General features: G+C 68.7%; 18 protein-coding genes. 8 read left to right on the plus strand and 10 right to left on the minus strand.

Going from position 1 to position 19,583, the window contains the following annotated elements; all coding sequences use genetic code 11:
- The 4 genes from ACFWPJ_RS06070 to ACFWPJ_RS06085 all read right to left on the minus strand — a co-directional run.
- Positions 1-374: FHA domain-containing protein (locus ACFWPJ_RS06070; RefSeq protein WP_378847767.1), on the minus strand; the 374-nt coding region annotated here is incomplete at its 3' end.
- A gap of 601 nt (positions 375-975) precedes the next feature.
- Positions 976-1,524 (minus strand): YceI family protein, encoded by a 549-nt coding sequence (locus ACFWPJ_RS06075; RefSeq protein WP_378847769.1) that lies wholly within the window; start codon positions 1,522-1,524, stop codon positions 976-978.
- 35 nt (positions 1,525-1,559) lie between these two features.
- Positions 1,560-2,639, minus strand: coding sequence for an LLM class flavin-dependent oxidoreductase (locus ACFWPJ_RS06080; protein ID WP_378847771.1), 1,080 nt, complete (start codon positions 2,637-2,639; stop codon positions 1,560-1,562).
- An 80-nt stretch (positions 2,640-2,719) separates the two neighbouring features.
- Complete coding sequence (locus ACFWPJ_RS06085) at positions 2,720-3,478, minus strand: HAD-IIA family hydrolase (RefSeq protein WP_378847807.1); 759 nt, start codon at positions 3,476-3,478, stop codon at positions 2,720-2,722.
- A gap of 165 nt (positions 3,479-3,643) precedes the next feature.
- On the opposite strand from ACFWPJ_RS06085, the gene fgd reads away from it, so the two are divergent.
- Positions 3,644-4,654 (plus strand): glucose-6-phosphate dehydrogenase (coenzyme-F420), encoded by a 1,011-nt coding sequence (gene fgd / locus ACFWPJ_RS06090; RefSeq protein WP_378847774.1) that lies wholly within the window; start codon positions 3,644-3,646, stop codon positions 4,652-4,654.
- Positions 4,655-4,698: 44 nt separating this feature from the next.
- Here fgd and ACFWPJ_RS06095 read toward each other — a convergent pair whose 3' ends face one another.
- Both ACFWPJ_RS06095 and ACFWPJ_RS06100 read right to left on the minus strand, forming a co-directional pair.
- Positions 4,699-5,082 (minus strand): MerR family transcriptional regulator, encoded by a 384-nt coding sequence (locus tag ACFWPJ_RS06095; protein ID WP_378847776.1) that lies wholly within the window; start codon positions 5,080-5,082, stop codon positions 4,699-4,701.
- A gap of 51 nt (positions 5,083-5,133) precedes the next feature.
- Positions 5,134-5,640, minus strand: a complete 507-nt coding sequence (locus ACFWPJ_RS06100) for a nitroreductase family deazaflavin-dependent oxidoreductase (protein WP_378847778.1) — start codon at positions 5,638-5,640, stop codon at positions 5,134-5,136.
- Positions 5,641-5,714: 74 nt separating this feature from the next.
- Between ACFWPJ_RS06100 and pta the strand changes: the two genes are divergently transcribed.
- Together pta and ACFWPJ_RS06110 are read left to right on the plus strand one after the other, a co-directional pair.
- Positions 5,715-7,793 carry a phosphate acetyltransferase gene (gene pta / locus ACFWPJ_RS06105; protein ID WP_378847780.1) on the plus strand — a complete coding sequence of 693 codons (2,079 nt, stop codon included), beginning with the start codon at positions 5,715-5,717 and terminating at the stop codon, positions 7,791-7,793.
- Positions 7,790-8,986 carry an acetate kinase gene (locus ACFWPJ_RS06110; RefSeq protein ID WP_378847783.1) on the plus strand — a complete coding sequence of 399 codons (1,197 nt, stop codon included), beginning with the start codon at positions 7,790-7,792 and terminating at the stop codon, positions 8,984-8,986. The genes pta and ACFWPJ_RS06110 overlap by 4 nt, the downstream gene beginning before the upstream one ends.
- Here ACFWPJ_RS06110 and ACFWPJ_RS06115 read toward each other — a convergent pair.
- The 3 genes from ACFWPJ_RS06115 to ACFWPJ_RS06125 are packed head-to-tail and all read right to left on the minus strand — an operon-like array spanning position 8,983 to position 14,074.
- The gene (locus tag ACFWPJ_RS06115) at positions 8,983-11,628 is read right to left on the minus strand and encodes a tetratricopeptide repeat protein (protein ID WP_378847786.1); all 2,646 of its coding nucleotides are present in this window, start codon (positions 11,626-11,628) and stop codon (positions 8,983-8,985) included. The two genes, ACFWPJ_RS06110 and ACFWPJ_RS06115, sit on opposite strands and share 4 nt — an antisense overlap.
- Before the next feature lie 5 nt (positions 11,629-11,633).
- Positions 11,634-12,596 (minus strand): glutamate ABC transporter substrate-binding protein, encoded by a 963-nt coding sequence (locus ACFWPJ_RS06120; protein ID WP_378847788.1) that lies wholly within the window; start codon positions 12,594-12,596, stop codon positions 11,634-11,636.
- The gene (locus tag ACFWPJ_RS06125) at positions 12,593-14,074 is read right to left on the minus strand and encodes a hypothetical protein (protein ID WP_378847791.1); all 1,482 of its coding nucleotides are present in this window, start codon (positions 14,072-14,074) and stop codon (positions 12,593-12,595) included. The genes ACFWPJ_RS06120 and ACFWPJ_RS06125 overlap by 4 nt, the downstream gene beginning before the upstream one ends.
- A 280-nt stretch (positions 14,075-14,354) precedes the next feature.
- Between ACFWPJ_RS06125 and ACFWPJ_RS06130 the strand changes: the two genes are divergently transcribed.
- Positions 14,355-15,707, plus strand: coding sequence for an RNA-guided endonuclease InsQ/TnpB family protein (locus ACFWPJ_RS06130; RefSeq protein ID WP_378847793.1), 1,353 nt, complete (start codon positions 14,355-14,357; stop codon positions 15,705-15,707).
- Entirely contained in the window at positions 15,697-16,329 is a 633-nt protein-coding gene (locus ACFWPJ_RS06135; RefSeq protein ID WP_378847795.1) for an NUDIX domain-containing protein, read from the plus strand. The genes ACFWPJ_RS06130 and ACFWPJ_RS06135 overlap by 11 nt, the downstream gene beginning before the upstream one ends.
- A 308-nt stretch (positions 16,330-16,637) precedes the next feature.
- Here ACFWPJ_RS06135 and thiE read toward each other — a convergent pair whose 3' ends face one another.
- The gene (thiE, locus tag ACFWPJ_RS06140) at positions 16,638-17,339 is read right to left on the minus strand and encodes a thiamine phosphate synthase (protein ID WP_378847798.1); all 702 of its coding nucleotides are present in this window, start codon (positions 17,337-17,339) and stop codon (positions 16,638-16,640) included.
- A 79-nt stretch (positions 17,340-17,418) separates the two neighbouring features.
- Here thiE and thiO point away from each other — a divergent pair, with 79 nt between their 5' ends.
- Genes thiO through ACFWPJ_RS06155 form a run of 3 tightly spaced genes read left to right on the plus strand, consistent with a single transcriptional unit; the run spans position 17,419 to position 19,467 of the window.
- Positions 17,419-18,501, plus strand: a complete 1,083-nt coding sequence (gene thiO / locus ACFWPJ_RS06145; protein WP_378847801.1) for a glycine oxidase ThiO — start codon at positions 17,419-17,421, stop codon at positions 18,499-18,501.
- On the plus strand, positions 18,498-18,713 hold the full coding sequence (thiS, locus tag ACFWPJ_RS06150) for a sulfur carrier protein ThiS (protein WP_189025092.1): 216 nt from the start codon (positions 18,498-18,500) through the stop codon (positions 18,711-18,713). The genes thiO and thiS overlap by 4 nt, the downstream gene beginning before the upstream one ends.
- Complete coding sequence (locus ACFWPJ_RS06155) at positions 18,706-19,467, plus strand: thiazole synthase (protein WP_378847805.1); 762 nt, start codon at positions 18,706-18,708, stop codon at positions 19,465-19,467. The genes thiS and ACFWPJ_RS06155 overlap by 8 nt, the downstream gene beginning before the upstream one ends.
- Positions 19,468-19,583: the final 116 nt, after the last annotated feature.

Genomic DNA, 19,583 nt, shown 5'->3' on the forward strand with positions numbered 1-19,583 from the left:
AACTGTAAAACCTTCTGCCCGACCTTGAGTGTTTGTCCGTATACGTGTGTCCGGACACCACCGATGCGCTCGCCATTGACAAATGTCCCATTTGTCGACATTCCGTCGTCGACGACGACCCAGCAGTCACAGATCTGCTCGATGACGGCGTGCAGCCGCGACACTGTCGAATCGTCGGAAACCACGATGTCGGCGGCATCCGAGCGCCCGATGGACACGGTGCCACCGTAACGATCGAGGCGATACTCGCGGCGACTGCCGTTCCCGAACGCCGAGGTCAGCGTGCAAATACCGGGTGGGCGCGGCCACACATGCCAGTCCACCGCCGTGCTCACGTTGTTCCCGAGTGCCCGCGCGCCGCTCGATCTGGCCATGACCTGCCCTCATTCTGCTGCGATGAATCCAGTGTGCCGCGCCCCGGTAACGATCACATGAGTAGTCGACCACTCGAATGCGCCGCCGCGAGGGATGAGGGTTTTCAGCCCTGGGGAGGATAGTGGCCCCGCGTATCCCCGACGCAGAATCGATGCATGGAATCACGCCTGCCGTAAGGACGTGTCGCGGCAAAGATCAGCTGCGGCGGGCCTTCGACACCAATTGATGGAGAAACGTCATGAGCAGAAAGTTTCGAGGAGTGGCAGCTGCCCTCGCGATGGCTCCGGTGATCGCACTGGGTTCAGGACTGGCCACCGCCGATCCAGCCCCAGTACCAGTACCGATATCGGCCCCAGCTTCCAATGAAGAGGCCCAGCCAGTCGCCACGATTCTCGCTTTCCCGTGGAATTTCATTGCGTGCCTCGGCGCCCTCCCATGGGGTGTCTATTGGTACTTCGCGTGCGTGGTGTGAGCCATAGATCGGGGTCTATGCGTAAAACTCCATGATGGTGTCGGCCTTACCGCGCGACGGCCGAGATAGCCGGACAGCGCACAGCCCTCGCGGACCGGAAGGTCGCGAGGGCTGTAGCTGGTGCGAGATCAGCTCTGCAGGGCGGCCTCGATCTCCAGGGTGAGGGTGATCTTGTCGCCGATGACGGCGCCGCCGTCGGGGAGCGGCATGTCGATGTCCAGGCCGAAGTCGCGGCGGGAGACCACGGTCTTGGCTTCGAAGCCGGCGACCGGGCCGTTGCCCATGCCCGGGTTGACGCCGAGGAACTCGACCTCGAGGGAGACCGGCTTGGTGTTCCCGCGTACGGTGAATTCGCCGTCGACGACGAATTCGCCGCCCTCACCGCGGAATCCGGTGGACTTGAAGGTCATCACGGGGAACTGCTCGGCGTGGAAGAAATCGGCGGTGCGCAGGTGACCGTCGCGCTGGGCGTTGTCGGTGGTGAGGGAGTCGACCCGGATCTCGGCGTGCGCCGAGGCGGTGCCGTCTTCGCCGATGACGAGGGCGCCGTCGAAGTCGGTGAAGCGGCCGCGGACCTTGCTCACCATCAGGTGGCGTACGGAGAAGCCGACGGTGGAGTGGGTGGGGTCGATGGCCCAGGTGCCTGCGGTGAGGCCGGTGGCGAGTGCGGTGGTCATGGGAACTCCTTGTGGGGGTTGGTGTTTCGGTTGGTCTAGCGGGGGAGGTTGGCGGCGAGGAGCGAGGCGTGCGTCGGGGCGTCCGGCACGTGCGCGGGCCGACGGGCCGCGAATTCCTTGCGCAGCACCGGAATTACTTCCTCGCCGAGTAGGTCGAGCTGTTCGAGCACCGTCTTCAACGGCAGGCCCGCGTGGTCGACGAGGAACAGCTGGCGCTGGTAATCGCCGAAGTGCTCGCGGAAGGTGAGCGTCTTCTCGATGACCTGCTCCGGGCTGCCAACGGTGAGCGGGGTCTGCTCGGTGAACTCCTCCAGCGACGGGCCGTGTCCGTAGACGGGCGCGTTGTCGAAGTACGGCCGGAATTCCCGGACCGCGTCCTGAGAGTTCTTGCGCAGGAACACTTGTCCGCCGAGTCCGACGATCGCTTGGTCGGCACTGCCGTGGCCGTAGTGCTCGTAGCGGCGGCGGTACAGGTCGATCAGCCGCTGGAAATGGTCGGTGGGCCAGAAGATGTGGTTGGCGAAGAAGCCGTCACCGTAGTAGGCGGCCTGCTCGGCGATCTCCGGGCTGCGGATCGAGCCGTGCCAGACGAACGGCGGCACGTCGTCGAGCGGGCGCGGCGTCGAGGTGAACGACTGCAGCGGTGTGCGGAACTTGCCCTCCCAGTCCACGACGTCCTCGCGCCAGAGCCGGTGCAGCAGATGGTAGTTCTCGATGGCCAGGGGAATGCCGTCGCGAATGTCCTTGCCGAACCAGGGATAGACCGGTCCGGTGTTGCCGCGGCCGAGCATCAGGTCGACCCGGCCGTCGGCCAGGTGCTGCAGCATCGCGAAGTCCTCGGCGATCTTGACCGGGTCGTTCGTGGTGATCAGCGTGGTCGAGGTGGACAGCAGGATGTTGTCGGTGCGGCCCGCGATGTAGCCGAGCATGGTGGTCGGCGAGGACGGCACGAAGGGCGGATTGTGGTGCTCGCCCATCGCGAACACATCGAGCCCGACTTCCTCGGCCTTCTGCGCGATCGCGACCATCGCCTTGATCCGCTCGGCCTCGGTGGGAGTGCGGCCGGTGGTGGGATCGGTCGTCACATCACCGACGGTGAAGATTCCGAACTGCACGGGCCCTCCTTTGGTTGCCATGGCAACTATAACCAGCGAAGGGTGGAACCTATTCCGGTGAGACGCAGCTCACACTGGAATCAGTTCAGGAACGGGGTGCGGGTGCGGCTGATCAGGTCGGCGACGGAGTCGACGACGAGAGTGGGGCGGAACGGGTACTTCTCGACCGAGGCCTTGGTGGAGATGCCCGAGGTGACCAGGACCGTGCGCATGCCCGCTTCCAGGCCCGCGATCACGTCGGTGTCCATCCGGTCGCCGATCATCACGGTGGACTGTGAATGCGCGCCGATGCGGCGCAGGGCCGAGCGCATCATCAGCGGGTTCGGCTTGCCGACGTAGTACGGCTCCTTGCCGGTCGCGCGGGTGATCAGCGCGGCGACCGAGCCGGTGGCCGGCAGCACGCCGTCGCGCGACGGCCCGGTGGCGTCGGGGTTGGTCGCGATGAATTTGGCGCCACGGTCGACCAGGCGGATCGCGGTGGTGATGGCCTCGAAGGAGTAGGTGCGGGTCTCGCCGAGCACCACGTAATCGGGGTCGCTGTCGGTGAGCACGTAGCCGATCTCGTGCAGGGCGGTGGTGAGCCCGGACTCGCCCACCACATAGGCGGTGCCGTTGGGCCGCTGGTCGTCGAGGAAGGTCGCGGTGGCCAGCGCCGAGGTCCAGATGGACTCCTCGGGGATGTCGAGGCCGGTGTGGCGCAGGCGGGCCTGCAGGTCGCGCGGGGTGCGGATCGAGTTGTTGGTCAGCACCAGGAAGGGGATCTCGTTCTCGCGCAGTTCGGCCAGGAACTCGTCGGCGCCGGGGATCAAATGATCCTCGTGCACCAGCACACCGTCCATGTCGGTCAGGTACGACAAGATCTGCTCATCCTTGGCGGTCACCAGCTAATCATCCGCTAAACACGGCAGTGGTGCGAGACCACTGCTACCGGACAGTCGCACTCGGTGTTGGTTAGTGTCGATGCGGCAGGGGCCGCGACGAAGCGAACGACAGGAGTGGCTGAGATGGTTGATCTCAAGCTCGGATACAAGGCATCGGCAGAGCAGTTCGGGCCGCGCGAGCTCGTCGAGCTGGCGGTGGCCGCCGAGGAGCACGGTCTCGACAGCGCGACCGTCAGCGATCACTTCCAGCCGTGGCGGCACAACGGCGGGCACGCGCCGTTCTCGCTGGCCTGGCTGGCCGCCGCCGGTGAGCGCACCGAGCGGATCATGCTCGGCACCTCGGTGCTCACCCCCACCTTCCGCTACAACCCGGCGGTGATCGCGCAGGCCTTCGCCACCTTCGGCTGCCTGTACCCGGGCCGGGTGATGCTCGGTGTCGGCACCGGCGAGGCGCTCAACGAGATCGCCACCGGGTACAAGGGCGAATGGCCCGATTTCAAGGAGCGTTTCGCCCGGCTGCGTGAGTCGGTGACACTGATGCGCGAGCTGTGGACCGGCGATCGCGTCGATTTCGAGGGCGAGTACTACCACACCGTCGGCGCCTCGATCTATGACGTGCCCAAGGGTGGCATCCCCGTCTACATCGCCGCGGGCGGCCCGGTCGTCGCCAGGTACGCGGGCCGCGCGGGTGACGGTTTCATCTGCACCTCGGGCAAGGGCATGGACCTCTACACCGAGAAGTTGCTGCCCGCCGTCGCCGAGGGCGCGGCCAAGGCCGAGCGCGACCTCGCCGCCATCGACAAGATGATCGAGATCAAGATCTCCTACGACACCGATCCCGAACTGGCACTGCAGAACACGCGGTTCTGGGCGCCGCTGTCGCTGACCGCCGAGCAGAAGCACGACATCACCGATCCGATCGAGATGGAGGCCGCCGCCGACGCGCTGCCGATCGAGCAGGTCGCCAAGCGGTGGATCGTGGCCAGTGATCCCGACGAGGCTGTCGCCCAGATCAAGCCCTACCTGGACGCCGGTCTCAACCACCTGGTCTTCCACGCTCCCGGTCACGACCAGCTGCGTTTCCTCGACCTGTTCAAGCGGGATCTGGCGCCGCGTCTGCGCGCTCTGGGCTGACCACGAACTGCCCGGCGGGTTCCGAAAGCTCGCCGGGCGAGCGACTATCGGAGCGAGCAGGCGGGGTCGCCGGATTCGGCGGCGAGCGCGTCGACGAGCTGAGCGGTCAGTTGCCGCCGGATCGCGGCGAGCCGCTCGGCCGCCGCGTCGACCTCGTCGAGCTTGCGGCGCAGTTCCTCGACGGAGTCGGGACACCCGTCGCCCGAACCGTCGCCCGCGCGTAGGCAGGCGACGAACGGATGCATGTCGGCCAGCTCGAACCCGACCGTGCGCAGCGCGTGGATCTTCCGCACGACACGCAGTTCGACCTCGTCGTAGATCCGGTAGCCCTTGGCGTCGCGCCGCGGCTCGACCAGCCCGTGCTGCTCGTAGTAGCGCAGCGCGCGGGCACTGGAACCGGTGCGTTCGGCCAATTCGCCGATCAACATGCGACCTCCTCGATGACCGTGGCCTTGTGGGCAACGCCGCGCGAGCCCTCGCTATGCCCGGCGCAGGGCGAACATGCGCAGGTTGCGTGTGGTGCGCTCGCGGTAGGCCGCGTAGGCGCCGGTGATCTCGATGAACCGGGCGAACAGCGCGTCCTTGTCCGCGTCGGGCACCGGGGTGGCGGCGACGGGGATGCGCTCGCCCGCGATGGCCACCGTGGCCGACGGGTCGGCGAGCAGATTCCCCGTCCACGCGGGGTGGTGGTCCTGACCGAAGTTGGAGCCGACCACATACAGGGTGTCGCCATCGTGGACGTAGAGCAGCGGCTGGGTGCGCGCGACACCGGATTTGCGGCCGGTGGTGGTCAGCAGGATGACCGGGGCGCCGATCGGGCCGAGCACGGTGTACTTGGCATCGGTGCGCTCGAGCAGGGCCCGGTCCAGCGGCGTCACCGTGCGGATCAGCCAGGATCCCGGCTTGGTCGCCGCGAAACGATTGGCTGCGCGGGACAGGAGATTGGTGCGTGAACCCCACTGCCGATCCGGGAACTGCGAAGTCATGGGCCGGACTATAACGCGGCCGATCGCGCCACACCGAACTCCGGAATCGCCGTCGATTAACTAAGCTCGCGACCATGGTCGAACAAGCCCCGTCCACCGTGTACATCGCCTCACCCGAGGGGGACACCGGAAAATCCACGGTGGCGCTCGGCGTTCTCCAGATGTTGTGCGCCACTACGGCCAGGGTCGGGGTGTTCCGCCCGATCACCCGCTCGACCGCCGAACCCGACTACATCCTGGAACTGCTGCTCGAGCACAGCACCGCCGACATCGGTTACGACCAGGCCATCGGCGTCACCTACGAGGACGTGCACCGCGACCCCGACGCCGCGATCAGCGAGATCGTGATGCGGTTCCACGACGTCGCCAAGGCCTGCGACGCGGTGGTGATCGTCGGCAGCGACTACACCGATGTCGCCAGCCCCAGCGAGCTGCGCTACAACGCCCGCATCGCGGTGAATCTCGGCGCGCCGGTGCTGCTGGTGGTGCGCGGCGCCGACCGCACGCCCGCCGAGGTCAAGCAGCTGGTCGAGCTGTGTTCGACCGAGCTGGCCGCCGAGCACGCCCATCTGGTCGCGGTCGTCGTCAACCGGTGCACCCCGGACGAGACCGACGAGATCTGTTCCAGCCTGGACGGTTTCGACGTGCCGTCGTGGACGTTGCCCGAGGTGCCGTTGCTGATGGCGCCGACCATGGGCGAGCTGTGTGGCGCCATCGGCGGCGAGATCTACAGCGGCGACCCGGAACTGCTGCAGCGCGAGGCGCTCCGGATCATGGTCGGCGGCATGACCGCCGAACACATCCTGGAGCGGCTCTCCGACGGTGTGGTCGTGATCGCGCCGGGCGACCGCTCCGACGTCCTGCTCAGCGTGGTGAATGCCCATGAGGCCGAGGGCTTTCCGTCGCTGTCGGGCATCATCATGAACGGCGGCATCCGCCCGCATCCGGCGATCGCGCGCCTGATGGAGGGCCTGCACCCGAAGCTGCCGATCCTCACCACCGAGCTCGGCACCTACGACACCGCCAGCGCGGTGCACCGCACGCGCGGCCGGATGTGGGCGGGCAGCCCGCTCAAGGTCGACACCGCGCTGGCGCTGATGGAGGAGCGGGTCGACGCGCCTGAGCTGCTGAAACGCATCCAGGTGCCGCCGTCGCACGTGGTCACCCCGCAGATGTTCGAATACCAGCTGATCGACCGGGCCCGCGCCGATCGCAAGCGAATCGTGCTGCCCGAGGGCGACGACGACCGCATCCTGCGCGCCGCCGGCCGGGTGCTGCAGCGCAGGATCGCCGACCTCACCATCCTCGGCGACGAGACCGCCGTCCGGGCGCGCGCCGCCGAACTCGGCGTCGACATCGCCGCCGCGCAGGTGCTCGATCCGCGCAGCTCCGGCTACCTCGACGAATTCGCCGCCGAGTACACCGAATTGCGCAAGCACAAGGGCATGACGCTGGAGCGGGCCCGCGAAACCATGGCCGACATCTCGTATTTCGGCACCATGATGGTCTACAAGGGGATCGCCGACGGCATGGTCTCCGGTGCCGCGCATACCACCGCGCACACCATCCGGCCCTCGTTCGAGATCATCAAGACGGTGCCGGGCGTCTCGACGGTGTCGAGCGTGTTCCTGATGTGCCTGGCCGATCGGGTCCTCGCCTACGGCGACTGCGCGGTGGTGCCGGACCCGACCTCCGAGCAGCTCGCCGATATCGCGGTGTCCTCGGCGGAGACCGCGGCCCGCTTCGGCATCGATCCGAAGGTGGCCATGCTGTCGTACTCGACCGGCGCGTCGGGCACCGGCGCGGATGTCGACAAAGTCCGCGCCGCAACGATATTGGTGCGTGAGCGCGCGCCGCAGCTGCCGGTGGAAGGCCCGATCCAGTACGACGCCGCGATCGAGCCCGCCGTGGCCAGCGCCAAACTGCCGGATTCGGAGGTGGCCGGCCGGGCGACGGTGTTCGTCTTCCCCGACCTCAATACCGGCAACAACACCTACAAGGCCGTGCAGCGCAGCGCGGGCGCGATCGCGATCGGCCCGGTGCTGCAGGGTCTGCGCAAGCCGGTCAACGACCTGTCCCGCGGCGCGCTGGTCGCCGACATCGTCAACACGGTGGCCATCACCGCCATCCAGGCTCAGGGGGACGACGCGTGAGCGACTTGGTGCTGGTGCTGAACTGCGGCTCCTCCTCGATCAAATACCAACTGCTGCACGCCGGCTCGGCGCAGGTGCTGGCTTCCGGGCTGGTCGAGAAGATCGGCGAGGCGCACGGCGGCCGTATCGTGCACGAGTCCGGTGACCGCAAGCTGGTGCACGAGGGGACGATCGCGGATCACCGGGCCGGACTGCGGCAGGCGTTCGAGATGTTCCGCGAGACCGGCATCGATCTGACCACGATCGGGATCGGCGCGGTCGGGCACCGGGTGGTGCACGGCGGCGAGGTGTTCTGGCGGCCGACGCTCATCACCGACGAGGTCGTGCGCACCATCGACGAGCTGTCGGTCCTCGCGCCGCTGCACAACCCGGCCAATGTGATCGGCATCGAGTCGACCAGGGAACTGCTGCCCGGCATCCCGGAGGTCGCGGTGTTCGACACCGCCTTCTTCCATACCCTCCCCGAGGCCGCCAAGACCTACGCGATCGACGCGAAAGTGGCTGCCGCGCACGGTGTCCGCAAGTACGGCTTCCACGGCACCTCACACCAGTACGTGTCGGAGAAGGCCGCGGAATTCCTGGGCAGGCCCACCGAGGAGCTCAACCAGATCATCTTCCACCTCGGCAACGGCGCGTCGGCGTCGGCCGTCGCCGGTGGCGTCGCGATCGACACCACCATGGGCATGACCCCGCTCGAGGGCCTGGTGATGGGGACGCGACCTGGCGACCTCGACCCCGGAATCATGCCGCACCTGATGAACGTCGCCGGGCTCGATCTGCCCGCGGTCGAGCAGCTGCTCAACCGCAATTCCGGAATCAAGGGCCTGTCCGGGGTGAACGACTTCCGCGAGTTGCAGCAGCTCATCGATGACGGCGACACGGCCGCGAAACTGGCCTACGACGTCTACATCCACCGCCTGCGCCGCTACCTCGGCGCCTACCTGGTGGAACTCGGCGCCGTCGACAGCATTGTCTTCACCGCGGGTGTCGGCGAGAACAGCGCGTCCGTGCGCGCCGACGCGCTGGCCGGGCTGCAGGCCATGGGCATCGAGGTCGACCCGGCCCGCAACGAGACGCGAACCCCCGGCATCCGCGCGATCTCGCCGGAATTCGCACCCGTGACGGTGCTGGTGGTGCCGACCAACGAGGAACTCGCGATCGCCCGCGCCGCGCACAAGCTGGTTACCGCTTAGAACCAGGATTTCGCGCGTAGGGAGTTGGCCAGGTCGACCAGGGCATAGCGGTGCGTCCGGTCCGGGGCGTTGCGGGCGAGGGCGCGTAGGCCGGATTCGGTGCCGTCGCGGAGGTCTCGTTCGTCGAAGGGGCGGCCGAAGAGTTTGGCGTCCTTGCGTTTCGGGGTGTTGCCTGCCTGGAGCCAGGCCAGCGCGGTGCCCTGGACCAGGGTGCGCATGAGTGTCGCGCGGTGCTCGCCCGGGGGGATGGACTGGGCGCGGGAGGCGGCCAGGCGCACGACCTGTTCGTCGAGGTCGGCGACGGGGGCGCTGGTGAGCAGCAGCAGGATCGCGGTGGTCTGGGCGGTGGTGAAGTGGCGGGATGCCGCGGGGACGTCGTCGAGGGCGTGCACCGCCTCGCCGACGCGGCCCGCCACGGCCAGCTGTCTGGCCAGGCCGAAGGCGGCGCTCACCACGGCACGGTCGGTGCGCCACACGGTGTCGTAATAGCGTTCGGCGAAGGAGCGCCACTGTTCGGGGGCGTCGGAATCCCAGTGCTGCAGAATGAGTTCCGCGGTGGCGGCCAGTGCCAGCTTGGGCGCGATCTCGCCGGGCAGCACCCGCAGGACCGACTCGAAGGAGGCGAAGGCGGCCTCGTAGTCCAGTTCGAGCAGGTGTGCCTGGCCGGTGAACCAGTCGGCGCGCCAATCGGATTCGCCGCTGACGCGGTCGAGCAGGTGCAGCACCGCCGCCGATTCGCCGAGGTCGAGACGGGCGCGTACCTCGGCGAAGACCAGCTCACCCGCGAGGGTTTCCGGTGCGTTGTCCGGGTCGGCCTCGGCGCGTTCGCGGGCGTCGTGCAGTGCTTCGAGTACCCGCTCCGGCTCCAGGTTCGCGGTCGCCGCCAGCAGCGGGGCGGACGGGTCGGCCGGATCGATCAGCGGAATCGGCAGTGCCGCGACCACATCGTGCGAGTCCAGGAGTGGGGAACGGCCGACGCCGTCGAGGTAGGCATCGGTCTGGCTGATCAGTTCCTCGGTGCCGAAGCTGGTGCGCTGTGGACTGAAGACGGTGGACAGCTGGGGATGTTCGGTGCCGGTGTCGTAGGCGAGGATCTCCCGCAGCACGCCTGCCAGCTGCGCCGACATCGCCCGCGCCGACGGAAACCGCTGTGCCGGATCGGGATCGGTGGCGGTGAGCAGGAAGCGGTGGAAGAACTCGTAGCGGGCCAGCAGCGGCTCGTCGGCGGGATCGGGAATGCCGTCGAGGTAGCGGCCGTGTTCGCTGGGCAGCGCCAGGGTGAGCGCCGCCAATGTCCGGCCGACCGTGTATACGTCGGAGGCTGGTGTCGGGCCGGTCCTGGCGATCTCGGGCGCTTGGAAACCCTTGGTGCCGTACAGATTTCCGTAGGCCTCGATGGTGGCGACCGCGCCCAGGTCGATCAGCTTCACCTGGTCCTCGGTGACCATCACATTGTCGGGCTTGAGGTCGTTGTAGGTCAGGCCGATCGAGTGCAGGTGGTCCAGTGCGGGCAGGATCTCCAGCACGTAGGCGATCGCCTCGGCCAGCGGCATCCGCTCACCGGGCGGCCTGGCGTCGAGAATATCGCGCAGGGATTGGCCGCCGACGTATTCCATGACGATGTAGCCGATGCTGGATCCATCAGCCGCCGTGTGCTCGACGAAGTTGTGGATCTTGACGATGCTCGGATGCGCCACCTCGGCCAGGAACTGCCGCTCGGCCACCGCCACCGCCTGCGCCTCGGCGTCACCGGCGTGCAGCAAGCCCTTGAGCACCACCCAGCGGTCGCTGACATTGCGGTCGATGGCCAGATAGATCCAGCCGAGCCCGCCGTGCGCGATACAACCCTGGATCTCGTACTGCCCGGCGACCATGTCGCCGACGTGCAGTGACGGCCGAAAATCGTAGGCGGCGCCGCAGGTTTCGCACTTGCCCGCGGACGACGACGCGCGTGCCGGGGTCGATCGGCCCACCGGATTGGCGCAGCGCCAGCAGAACCGCCTGCCCTCCGACACCACCGGATCGGCCAGCACCGCCGTGCGCGGATCGGCGGGGGAGACGGTCGGGATCGGCACCAGGCCGGCGCCGAGTCTGCGGGTCGGGCGGGACCTGGCGGTGCGCACGCTGCGGCCCGAGCGTGCGGTGCTCGGGCCGGTTTGCGGTGTGGAGGACCAGGATTCGGGGTCGGTGGGAGTCGCCTGGGTGCCCGGTGGTTCGGTCACCCGGTGCGCGATCTCTGTGGCGGCTGACGCGCCGGGGCGCTGGGTTGATTGGGTGGCGGGGGCCGCGCCGGGGTGCTGGGTGGCGGGGGTCGCGTCGGGGCGCTGAGCGGCCTGGGTGGCAGCTGACGCGCCAGGGTGCTCGGCGGCTTGGGCGTTGGGTGCCGCACCGGGGTATCGGGTGGCGAGCGGCCCGTCGACGCCCTGCACGGCAGACGGTTCCGCTGACCTGCTCGCGGCGATCTCGGTGGCCGCGTGCGCGGGGAAGATGGGCAGCGGCTGGGTCTCGTCGTCGGCCGGTGCAGGCGGCAGCGTCCAGCCGCCTGGCAGTTCGCCCTCGTCTCGCGGGGTCAGCTGCGTCGGCTGCTGGTGCTCCGGATCATCCTGTGCTGGTTCGCCGTTCGGCGGTGGTGTCGTGCTCATAGCGGTCAGTCCCGGTACGTCGGTGCGGGCGGGTTCGGCGTCTCCCCGAGGGAGGCGAGCCAGCGGCGGTGGATGCGGACCCAGGTGCCGTCGTTGCGGATCCGCTCGAGCGTGGCGTTGACGAAGCGGACCAGATCGTCGTCGCCCTTGGGGATGCCGATGCCGTACGGCTCGGCGCTGATGCTCTCGCCGACCACCTCGGTGTAGGGGTCCTGCGCGGCCAGGCCCGCCAGGATCGAGTCGTCGGTGCTCACCGCGTCGACCTGGCGTTGTTGCAGCACCACCAGGCAGTCGGCCCAGGTCGGCACGGTCAGGATCGTGGCGGCGGGCTGGTCACGGCGGATGTGGTCGAGCGAGGTGGTGCCGCGCGCCACGCACACCCGCTTGCCCGCCAGATCGGCCAGGCCGTTGATACCCGAGTTCTTCACCGCGAGCACCCGCTGGTCGGCGCGCAGATACACGGTGGAGAACGCGACCCGCTCCTTGCGCTCGCAGGTGATCGTCATCGTCTTGGCGATCAGGTCGACGGTGTGGTCCTGCAGCGCCCGTTCGCGTTCTTCCGAAGCGAGACTGCGGTATTCGATCAGATCCGGGTTGCCCAGCAGGTCGCGGGCGATCTCGCGGGCGATGTCGGCGTCGAAGCCGACGATGCGCCCGGTCAGCGGATCGCGGAAGCTGAACAGGTTGCTGCCCGCGTCCAGACCGACGATCAGCCTGCCGCGCGCGCGGATGGCGTCGACCGTCGGACCGCGCGAGGTGCTCGGCCGCAGGCTGGCCGTCGGGTCGCCGCACTGCTTGTCCTCGGGGGTGGGCAGCGGTGTGTCGGTGCCGATCGGAATCGCCTTGGCGGGCAAGGGCGGTTCGGAGTAGACGGTGTGGTCGGCGGGCGCCGGGGTGCTGTCGGAACAGCCGCCGAGCAGCGCCGCCGCCGCGAGCAGCAGCGCCGCGGTGGCGCGCCCCGGCCTCACCGGTACTCCCGCAGTCGCGGCCACAGGCCGAGCGCGACGCACACGGCGGCCACGATGCCGAGGACGAACGCGCCGGGAGCCAGGAACGCCAGCACGTCGATGGCCTGGGACACCCTGTCGCGCAAGGTGTCCCGGGTGGCCGCCGCGGCCTTGTCGAGCGCCCGGTCGAGCGCGTCGACGTGGGCGGCCGCGTCCGCGGCGCTCGGGCCGGTGGCGACGGCGGCGGCGCCGGTGAAGTCGCCGCGGGCGAGGGTGTCGTTCATCCGCTGATGTGCCGACTGCCAGCGGGCCAGCGCGGCGCGCGCGTCGGCGACCTCGCCGCGGGCGGGCGCGTCCGCGGGGTAGCCGTCGAGCAGTTCGGTCAGCCGGGTGGTGTTGGTGTCGAAGGTGCGGTCGTAGTCGCCGGTCGCGTCGCGGCGCACCAGCTTCACCATCTCCGCCGCCCTGGCCTGCTGTACCAGGATGCGGCTCTCGGCCAGCCGGGCAGCGGGGACGGCGCCCTGGTCACGGCAGCGGATCATCGACACCGCCGACACCGAGCCCGCCGCCACGGTCCAGATCAGGGTCAGCGCCAGCGCTCCGGTGCCGATCAGTAGTCCCATATTGAATACACGCCGCGACCGGCGGGCCAGTTCGACCTGAACCCAGATCAGCGCGCCGAGCGCCAGCATCAGCAGCGCGATCGCGGGCCACGGCGGCAGCACATGCCGGTTCTGCGCGGCGGTGATCGCGTCGAGCCGGTGGCTCTCGAGTTCCTCGGCCATCGGCAGCAGCGTGGTCTGCATCTGATGCGAGGCCTCGCTGAGATAGGCCGCGCCGACCGGGTAGCCGTTGCGGTTGTTGGCCCGCGCGGTCTCGATCAGGCCGGTGTACACGGGCAGGCCGGTGGCGATGCCGGTGCGCAGTGTGCGATCGGTGCCGGACGGGTCGGCGGCTTCCTCCACGGAGATGTGGCCCGCCTGGGTCACCAGCTCGGCGGCGGCCTCACCGATGGCCTGGGTGTAGCGATCGCGCACGGCCGCAGGTTCCAGCCCGCCCGCCAGGAACGCGGTGCCCGCGGCGGCGTCGGCGATCGAGAGGGAGGTGTAGAGGTGATTGGCCGAGTGCGCGTCGGGTTCGGTGTCGTCGAGCAGAACGCCGAGCGCTTGCTGGCGATCGCTGACGGTCGCCGAAGTCACCGCACCCGCGGTCACGCACAACACCATCAGCACCAGCCCGGCCACCATCAGCCGGCCCGGCGAGGACTGCACGAAACCACGCAGCCGCGCCGGATCGAACAACGCTCGCAGCGCCTTGACGTCCGGTGCAGCTGGCCGGTCGGCGACGATCGCGGGCCGCCGCATTGGCGTGCGCCTGCTCGTCACCGGCTTGACGACTGCCCCCTCCGTGCCGTGCACACCGCCCGTGGCCTGCTGCGACGGGCCCGAACGAACGGCCGCGACCTCCGTCGAGGCATCGCGATTCCCCGAGTCGACCATCGTTCACCTCCCGAAGCAAATGCTCGTTGTTGGTGCGGAGTTTATCGAGAAGAACGTAGCGCGCGGAGCCCGGAGTTGCCCGCGGCAGCAGTGCGACCAGGTGAAAATCGGGCATTACCAGCGCCCGCCGCCTCTGCGAAAGATAGCGATTTGGTATGACTGGTCTAAAGTTGTTGCACCACGATCGAATTCGGCGTGGGTGATCGCGTGCCTGCTATGCGGTGAGGGGTGTGGCGTTGGGTAGCACTGCCGGACGTCGAACGGCACCAGCGGTAGCGCTGTGCTGACAGGACGCAAGTACCAGCTCGCGTTCACCCCCGAGCAGGCCGCGTTCGCCGAGACCATCGGGGGTATCTGCCGTTCGGTGTGGAACACCGGACTGGAACAGAGACGAGAGTATCGGCGGCGTGATGCGTGGATCAATTACCACGAGCAGGCCAGCCAGCTTGCTGATGCGAAGACCGATCACGGATGGTTGAAAGCCGCGCCGTCGCAAGTGCTGCAGCAGGCGCTGATGGATTTGGATCGTGCTTGTCGTGAGCACGGTGCGTTTCGGGTGAGATGGAGGTCGGAGCGTCGGTGGTTGCCGTCGTTCCGGTTTCCTGCCGGAAAGCAGATCACCGTGGAACGGCTCGGGAAGCGGTGGGGTCGGTGCAAACTGCCGAAACTGGGGTGGGTGCGTTTCCGGTGGTCTCGTGCACTCGGTGGCACGGTGCGCTCAGCGACGGTTTCACGCGACGGGCAGCACTGGTATGTGGCTTTTCTGGTGAACGACGATCACACTGCCCCCGAACAGCATGCTTCTACTACCGCGGTGGGGGTGGACCGCGGCGTCACGGTCGCCGTCGCTTGTTCGGACGGCACGCTACGGGATCGCCAGTTCCGCAGCCCGGCCGAAGCGCACCGATACCGGCTGTTGCAGAAGCAGCTCGCCCGGCGCAAGAAGGGCTCGGCCAACCGGGGGAAGACGGTCGCCGCGATGCGGCGGATCAAGCGTCGTGAGCGCGACCGCCGCAAGGATTTCGTGTCCTGGACTGCAAACCGGCTCGCCACCCGGCACGCTCTCGTTGCTATCGAAGATCTCAAGATCCGCAACATGACCGCGTCGGCGAGGGGCACCGTCGAGCAACCGGGCTCGAACGTCAAGCAGAAAGCTGGGTTGAACCGCAGCATTCTGGACAAGGGCTGGCATATGTTCGAATCAGCGCTGGTCGGCATCGCCCGATATACGGGTACGACGATCGTTAAGGTACCGGCTGCGTACACGTCGCAGCGCTGCTCGGCATGTCGTACCGTGGACCCGGAATCGCGCGAGAGCCAAGCGGTGTTCCGGTGTACCACCTGCGGACATACCGAGAATGCGGACGTGAACGCGGCGAAGAATATACTGGCCGACGGGCTGTCGGTATCTGCCTGTGGAGACCTCGGGGTTACCCGGTCTGTGAAGCAGGAACCATGTGGGAACCCGCGAGGAATTACCACCTCAACCGCAGTCCAGGCAGGTTGGGAATCCCCTGGCGTGAGCCATGGGGAAGACGTCAATGTGGTCGTAGCGCTGGTACCGCGCCGCAGCACCCCAGAATCGGGTACTGCTCGCCTGCTAGTGAGAGTGAGTAATTTTGATGCGCGGTGACGGAGACGGGTGGTCGGACAGCCCCGGCGGGATTCGGCATTGGGGCAAGTTCGGTGCAGCCGGGCTCCTGCTGCGCGCGCCGTTGCCCGGAGGTGGATCGGCGGTTCTGCTACAGCACAGGGCGCCGTGGAGCCATCAGGGCGGTACCTGGGCCATCCCCGGTGGCGCGCGGGATTCCCACGAGAGCGCCGAACACACGGCTATCAGGGAAGCCTGGGAGGAGGCGGGCATCACCACCGACCTCCTGCGCGTGCGCGCCGAACGGCTGACGATGACAGCGCCGAGCGGCTGGACCTACACCACCGTGGTCGCCGACGCCGAGAGCCCGCTGGCCACCGTCGCCAACAAGGAGAGCTCCGAGCTGGTGTGGGTGCCCGAGGACGAGGTCACCGACCTGCCGCTGCACCCGGGTTTCGCCCTGGCCTGGATCGCCCTGCGCGCGGTACCGGTTCGCGTCCGCTTCGCAGACGTTCCCGTACCCGACCTGCCGCGCACGGTCGAGATCGCCGATCGGGGATTCTTCTGGCTGCACACCCAGGCCGACGGACCCGGCGACGAGGTGACCATCGGCCCCGACCAGCCCGGCGAACTCGCCGCCGCGCTCACGAAACTCCTGTCCTGAACCAACGCCCACACCGCAGTGACCCGAGCTCCAGCCCCGGTGCCAGGCTCGGCGGGCATGCGCTGAGCATTCACCAAACGCTCAGACGGTCTCGATCGCGACCGATCGGCGGGATAGTGAACGTTCAGCGCGGTGGCTCACGGAATCGTGGTGATTGCAGGAGCGACGGCCCGCCGCGCGCCCCGGCTGGCATGCGCTGAGCATTCACCAAACGCTCAGGCGGTGCCGATCGCGACCGATCGGCGGGATAGTGAACGTTCAGCGCGGTGGTAGACGGGATCGCAGGGACGACGCGCCGCGGACCTGGCTCAGTCGGTAGCCGCGAGCAGGGCCTGCTTGAGCTCCCGTGCCGCAGCTTCCGGATCGGCCGCTTCGGTGATCGCGCGGACCACGACGACCCGCCGCGCACCAGCGGACAGCACCTCGGGCAGCCGTTCAGCGTCGACACCGCCGATTGCGAACCACGGCATAGACGGATGGGCGTCGGCGGTGGACCGCACCAGGTCGAGGCCCGCGGCTTGGCGGCCCGGCTTCGTCGGGGTGGTCCAGATCGGGCCGGTGCAGAAGTAGTCCAGATGACCGTCGATCGCGGCGAGACCGGCTTGGGCGCGGTTGTGGGTGGATCGGCCGATCACCACGTCGGGGCCGAGGATGCGGCGTGCGTAGGCGGGCGGTAGGTCGCCCTGTCCGAGATGCAGGACGTCGGCGCCGGCGGCCAGCGCGATGTCGGCGCGGTCGTTCACCGCGAGCAGCGCACCGTGCCTGCGGGTGGCCGCCTTGATCTCGGCCAGCGCGCCGAGCTCGGCCTTGGCCTCCAGCGGGCCGAATTCGGCCTCACCGGGCGACCCCTTGTCTCTGAGCTGAACGATGTCGACGCCACCGGCGAGCGCGGCATCGACGAACCGGGCCAGATCACCGGAGTCCCGGCGCGCGTCGGTGCACAGATACAGCAGCGCGCTGGACAAGCGCTCCCTGGGCGGGACGGAACGATTCGGATGGGAGGGCTGCACGGTGTCGACGGTAGTCGCGCTACCGTGGAGACGCGAACGCCGAGGCGTTCGACAGGCGGAAAAAGACAGGTGGAACGTGATGCGGACTCTGGCGGTCGTTGGCGGCGGCGCCGTCGGACTCGCCGTCGCATGGCAGGCCGCCGAGACGGGCTGGACCGTCACCGTCTTCGATCCGGCGCCCGGTTCCGGCGCGTCCTACGTGGCGGGTGGCATGCTCGCGCCGCTGTCGGAGGGCTGGCCCGGTGAGGACCGGGTGCTCGCTTTCGGCGCGGCGGCGCTCGACGCCTGGCCCGCGTTCGCCGAGCGGCTGCGCGCGGTGACCGGCGAATCGGTGTTCGTCGCCGACGAGACGCTGACCGTCGCCCTCGACGGCGCCGATGCCGCCGACCTGCGTACCGTCGCGGACTGGCTGGCCGGTTTCGGTCACGACCTGCGAGTACTGGATCGTGCCGGGGTGCGCGCGGTGGAGCCCGTGCTGGCCCGCACGGTCCGGGCCGGCCTGCTGGCCACCACCGAACCCGCGATCGACAACCGTCGGGTGCTGCGTGCCCTAACCGCCGCCTGTACCGCCGCCGGTGTCGAGATTCGCGCGGAAGCCGTTGCCGCACTGGACGATCTACCGCACGACCGGGTGGTCCTCGCCGCGGGCGCCCACTCCGCCGACCTGTGGCCAGGCCTGCCGGTGCGGCCGGTGAAGGGCGAGATCCTGCGGCTGCGGCAGCGTCCCGGCGTGAGTCCGGCGCCGAGCCGGGTTATTCGGGCGCGCGTGCACGGCAGGCAGGTCTACCTGGTGCCACGCGAGGACGGCATCGTCGTCGGCGCAACCCAATACGAAGCCGGTTTCGACACCACGGTCACCGTCGGCGGCGTGCGTGACCTGATCGCCGACGCCGAAGCGATCCTGCCCGGCATCTCGGAATACGAACTGGCCGAGGCGAATGCGGGCTCCCGGCCGGGTACTCCCGACAACCTGCCGCTACTCGGCCCACTCGACGACCGCGTGCTCGCCGCCACCGGCCACGGCCGCAACGGCATGCTCACCCTCGCCCTCACCGCGACCCTCGTCCCGGCGCTGCTCGACGACGAGTCGCCCGCGATCGCGGAAATTGCTTCCCCGCAACGCTTTCCGGCGTTGCAGCTGTCCCCAGGAGGAATTCGATGACCTCGACCATTCCGATCGGCGTCACCGTCAACGGTGTCGACCACGAGTTCGCCGAGCCGCTGAGTATCCGCGAACTGCTCACCAGGCTCGAATTGCCGTGCCAGGGCGTGGCATTGGCGGTCGACGGCGCGGTTTTCCCGAAGTCGCGCTGGGACGAGCCGGTCGGCCGCGGCTGGACCATCGAGGTGCTGACGGCGGTGCAGGGTGGCTGAGCCCGCACCACTGCGTATCGCGGACAAGGAATTCGGCTCGCGCCTGATCATGGGCACCGGCGGCGCCGAGAACCTGGCCGTCCTGGAAGAGGCCCTGGTCGCCTCCGGCACCGAGCTCACCACCGTCGCCATGCGCCGGGTCGACGCCGCGGGCGGCACCGGCGTCCTCGACCTGCTCAAACGCCTCGACATCACCCTGCTGCCCAACACCGCGGGCTGCCGCACCGCCGCCGAAGCCGTGCTCACCGCGCAGCTGGCGCGCGAGGCGCTCGACACCAACTGGGTCAAACTCGAGGTCGTCGCCGACGAGCGCACCCTGCTGCCCGACCCGTTCGAGCTGCTCGACGCCGCCGAACAGCTGGTCGACGACGGTTTCGTCGTCCTGCCCTATACCAACGACGACCCGGTGCTGGCCAAGCGCCTCGAGGACGCGGGCTGCGCCGCGGTCATGCCGCTGGGTTCCCCGATCGGCACCGGCCTCGGCATCGGCAACCCGCACAACATCGAGATGATCGTCGCCGCCGCCGGCGTGCCGGTCATCCTCGACGCCGGCATCGGCACCGCAAGCGACGCCGCCCTCGCCATGGAACTCGGCTGCTCGGCGGTGCTGCTGGCCACCGCGGTCACCAGGGCCCGCGAACCGGAACTGATGGCCTCGGCGATGGCGGCGGCCGTCCGGGCCGGTTACCTCGCCCGCGAGGCCGGCCGCATCCCCAAGCGGTTCTGGGCTCAGGCTTCGTCCCCAGCCAGGTAAGGGTCGGGTCATCCTCGAGGATGACCCGACTCGCGACCTCACGGCGACGCCCTCGCCAAGTTTGTCGGGCAAGGTGGGGCTCATGTTCGAGCGGAAGGGCCTGACCAAGCAGTTCG

This window comes from Nocardia sp. NPDC058497 (assembly GCF_042720195.1).
In the GTDB taxonomy this organism is placed as follows: domain Bacteria; phylum Actinomycetota; class Actinomycetes; order Mycobacteriales; family Mycobacteriaceae; genus Nocardia.